Annotated in this window: 3 protein-coding genes and 1 pseudogene; 3 read left to right on the top strand and 1 reads right to left on the bottom strand. The window is 66.2% G+C overall.

Annotated elements, in window-relative coordinates; genetic code table 11:
• Nucleotides 1–327: 327 nt before the first annotated feature.
• On the top strand, nt 328–903 hold the full coding sequence (locus tag ACZM96_RS10245) for a hypothetical protein (protein WP_489488918.1): 576 nt from the start codon (nt 328–330) through the stop codon (nt 901–903).
• Nucleotides 904–1,794: 891 nt separating this feature from the next.
• Here the strand turns inward: ACZM96_RS10245 and ACZM96_RS10240 are convergent.
• Nucleotides 1,795–1,965 (bottom strand): hypothetical protein, encoded by a 171-nt coding sequence (locus ACZM96_RS10240; RefSeq protein ID WP_346664727.1) that lies wholly within the window; start codon nt 1,963–1,965, stop codon nt 1,795–1,797.
• Between the two features lie 329 nt (nt 1,966–2,294).
• Here ACZM96_RS10240 and ACZM96_RS10235 point away from each other — a divergent pair, with 329 nt between their 5' ends.
• Both ACZM96_RS10235 and ACZM96_RS10230 read left to right on the top strand, forming a co-directional pair.
• Nucleotides 2,295–2,825, top strand: a complete 531-nt coding sequence (locus ACZM96_RS10235; protein ID WP_489488917.1) for a lysozyme family protein — start codon at nt 2,295–2,297, stop codon at nt 2,823–2,825.
• Between the two features lie 232 nt (nt 2,826–3,057).
• Nucleotides 3,058–3,424, top strand: a pseudogene (locus tag ACZM96_RS10230) (hypothetical protein); the annotation flags it as partial.

The following is a 3,424-nucleotide window of genomic DNA, read 5'->3' as shown; positions in this document are numbered from 1 at the left end:
GGAAAAAAGACCTCCCGGGGAAGAGGGATGTCGTCCGCCGACGGAAGATGAGGTGCGCGCGTACTGCGAGTCGCGGAACAACGGGATTTCGGCCAGGGGATTTGTGGAGTTTTACGCGTCGCGGGGGTGGAAGGCGGGGGGCTCGCCGATGCGTGACTGGCGGGCGGCGGTGCGCGCATGGGAGGCGAAGCGGGGAATGCGCAGCGCGTCGCGGACGCAGGGGCGCGAGATGCGGAACGAGGAAGCGGCGCGGCGGGCGCTGGAACGGTTTGAAGGAGCGGCGACGTTTCGGGAGGGGCGCGCGTGAACAGGGATGCGGAAGAAAAAATGCGGTTGATACGGATGCTTGCCTCGAATTACAGCGCGGAGCTTGATGAGGATACCGCAACGTTGTGGCTGGTGCTGATGTCGGCGTACAGCGTGGAGGATTGTCGAAGCGCGGTGTTGTCGGTGGTGCGGGGCTGCGGCTTTGAATCGGTGCGATTTGGGAGTCTGCCGCCGTTTGCGCTGATTCAGCGGGAGCTCGACGCCCGGACGGGCACGGTGCGCGGGGAGAGGAACCTTGCGCTTCAGGCGGAAGCGGAATGGGGCCGACTGCTGGAAGAAGTGCGTTCGTGCGGATTCTGGCGGACGCCGAAACTGCATCCGACGACGGAATTTGTGGTGCGGCAGCTCGGGGGATGGGAGCGGGTGTGCCGCTGGAAGGAAGAGGATCTTTCCTGGAAGCGGCGGGAATTTCTGTCGGCGTGGCGGGAGGCTGCGGGGAGGGAGGATGTGCTGTCGCTGGGAGCGGAGGCCGTGGCCGGACTGGATCGCGGCCCGGTGCGGCTCACGACGTCGCTTTTGCGCCGCAGGCTGGACGGCGGAAAAACGAAGGCGACGCCGGAGAAGGGGGAAATGTGAGTTCGGATGGCGGCCTTGGCCTCTCGGGGCGCTCGGAGCGCGGAGCGGTGAGGGGAAAATTCGCGGTAAGGGCGGAGCTGTGCGCCTCGGGAGCTCTGAAAGCTCTGGAGCCTCGGGGACTTTTGGATGGGGGAGACGCGGAATCATTGGAGCGCGGCGCGGGGGGGGAAGGGCGTCGCCTGCGGCAGGTTTCAGATGCCGGGGCTCGGCAGGCGCGTTTTCCGGCACGGAAGGCGTCGGCCGGAGGCCGGGCGGGGCGAAGCAGTGCCGGATGTCGGCTCCGCGCCGGGCGGCGAAGCGGAGGCCGCGTTTTTCCCGGCGGCCGGTTCGGATGGCGTCGGCAAACAGGGACGGCGTTCCCTGTCATTAAAAGGAGAAAGTCATGTTGAAAAAGTGTGCGTTTGAGGAATGCGGAAACTGGTTTGAATCGACCAATGCGCGGCGTCTGTTTTGCAGCGAACGTTGTCGGCGTCTGGGTCAGAATGCCGTGCGTCGGGCGCTGCGTGCCGAGCTTCGGGACGCCAGAGAGCATCTGCGTCCGATGGAGGATCCGTGGGCGCGTGGCCCCGCCGATGCCTCGGAAGCCGAAGACGTGTGGGCCAACGCTCTGCTCGATGCGCTGCCCGTCGGCGCGGAATCTCTGAACGTGGCGCAATTCTTCGGCGTTCGGGCGCGCGGTTCGGCGTCGCGCCCGGGAGCGGAGGCAAAAAGGCATGTTTCTGCGCGTCCTGCGTCCTCGACCGGAAGCGCGCCGCGCACGGCCTGTCGGAACGCGTCCGGGAGCCTTCGCCAGAACGCAGCTTCCGCAAGCGGGGCGGCGGGCGCAGAGGTCGTCGGGAGTGCCGATCCGGCTCCGCGCGCGGAGTCCCGCGCAACGCGTTCTGCGGAAGATCAGCTTTTTCCTTCGGCGTAGCCCCTGTGATACCCGGATTTCGTGTCGCTGATGGCGTTTTCCACCCCGGCCTTGGCGCGACCGGCGGTTTCTCCGATCCACGAACATCCGGCCGAAAAAGCCAGAGCGGCCAGCACGACCGCTGCAAGAATGCGCTGAACGGCTCGCATAATTCTCCTGCCTTGATTGCGGTTGTCGTTCCGGGAGCGCGGACGAAAGGCTGCCGGAATGAATGTCGATTCACGGTAAACGCAACGCCTTTTCGGGTCAAGACGCCGCGCCCCGGGCCGCGAAGGAAAGCGGCCGCCGGGCGGCAGCCTTCGTCTTGCAGACCGGTCAGGCCGAAATAGCGTGTCTTGCGCAAAAGAAACAGGGCAGACGACGGGGCGATCGTCGGGCAGAAGCGTCAAAGCCCGTTTCGGGCATCCGGGCCGCGGCCGCCGGAAATACGCTGAGTCCGGGCCGCGGCGTCAACCAGCACAGCGGAAAGGAGCTCAACATGACGGACAAATCTTTCAGAAAGGCGCATCGTTTTACGTCCCGCTGGGAAACGGGTTCCGGGGGCGGCCCCGGTTTCGCCGGAAAGGGGCGCAGCTTCCTTTGGCTCGGCGAACGCGGCCGCGGCGTGAGCGGACATGAAGGCCGGTTCGGCGTGCGCATTGATCCGCGTTCGGCGTCGCGGTCCGCCGGAGAGGTGCGCCGCGCCTTCGGCAGCCTGCTGCGTCTCGACGACGTGCCGCCGCGCTGCGCCATGGTGCTCTACGACACTGCCGTGGGCATGGGCCCGGAATACGCCGCGGCCGCCGCCCGGCAGGCCCTGGGCTTCCCGCCCCGATTCGCCTGGAACGAACGCCTGCGTTCCGCCTTCCGGCACTGCAACGACGCGCGCACCGCCGCCGCCATCTGTCACCTGCGCCGGGGGCGCTACTGCGAACTCGTCCGCCGCAATCCCGATCTCGGCGGGCAGCTCCGCGGCTGGCTCGGCCGCGTGGACGCCCTGGAATGCGCCGTGACTGACGCGCCTTCCTGACGCCATCGGGCAGACGTCCGCCCCTCAGGCTTCCGGCGGACGCCTGCCCGAAATCCGCCCGTTCCCGGCTCCTGCCGACCTTCCGCGCCGCGGCGCATTCTCCCCCAAGTGCCCCGAAAACATCGGCAACTCTTTGTGTTGTTGACTTAACCGGCGCGGTTCTCTATCCAGAGAAATATACGCTCTTTTTTCGGCGGGCACGCCCGTCTTGCTCATGACAAGGAGAATACTCATGAAGAAGTTTTGTCTTGCCGCCGTCCTTGCGCTGCTGATGGCTCTGCCCTGCGCAGCCAGGGCCGCAGATTCCGGCATTTACGTCGCTCCCAAGTTTGTTGCAGGCTTCCAGAGCACCGACTGGAACGTGACCGCGCCCGGCGGCTCCGGCTCCAAGGACAGCACCCGCGGCATCGCCGGCTTCTCCATCGCCGGCGGCTACGACTTCAGCGTGCTCTACGGCGCTCCCCTGCGCGCCGAAATCGAATACGGCTACAACAGCCGCATCGATAAGAGCGTTCCTTTCGGCGAAGCGGAATCCAGACTCCAGACCCTCATGGTGAACGGCTACTGGGACATCACCAACATCATGGACTTCACCCCCT

The sequence above is a fragment of the Mailhella sp. genome, from assembly GCF_057866825.1.
The sequence above is the reverse complement of the archived record's forward strand: the minus strand, read 5'-3'. Positions and strand labels throughout refer to the sequence as shown.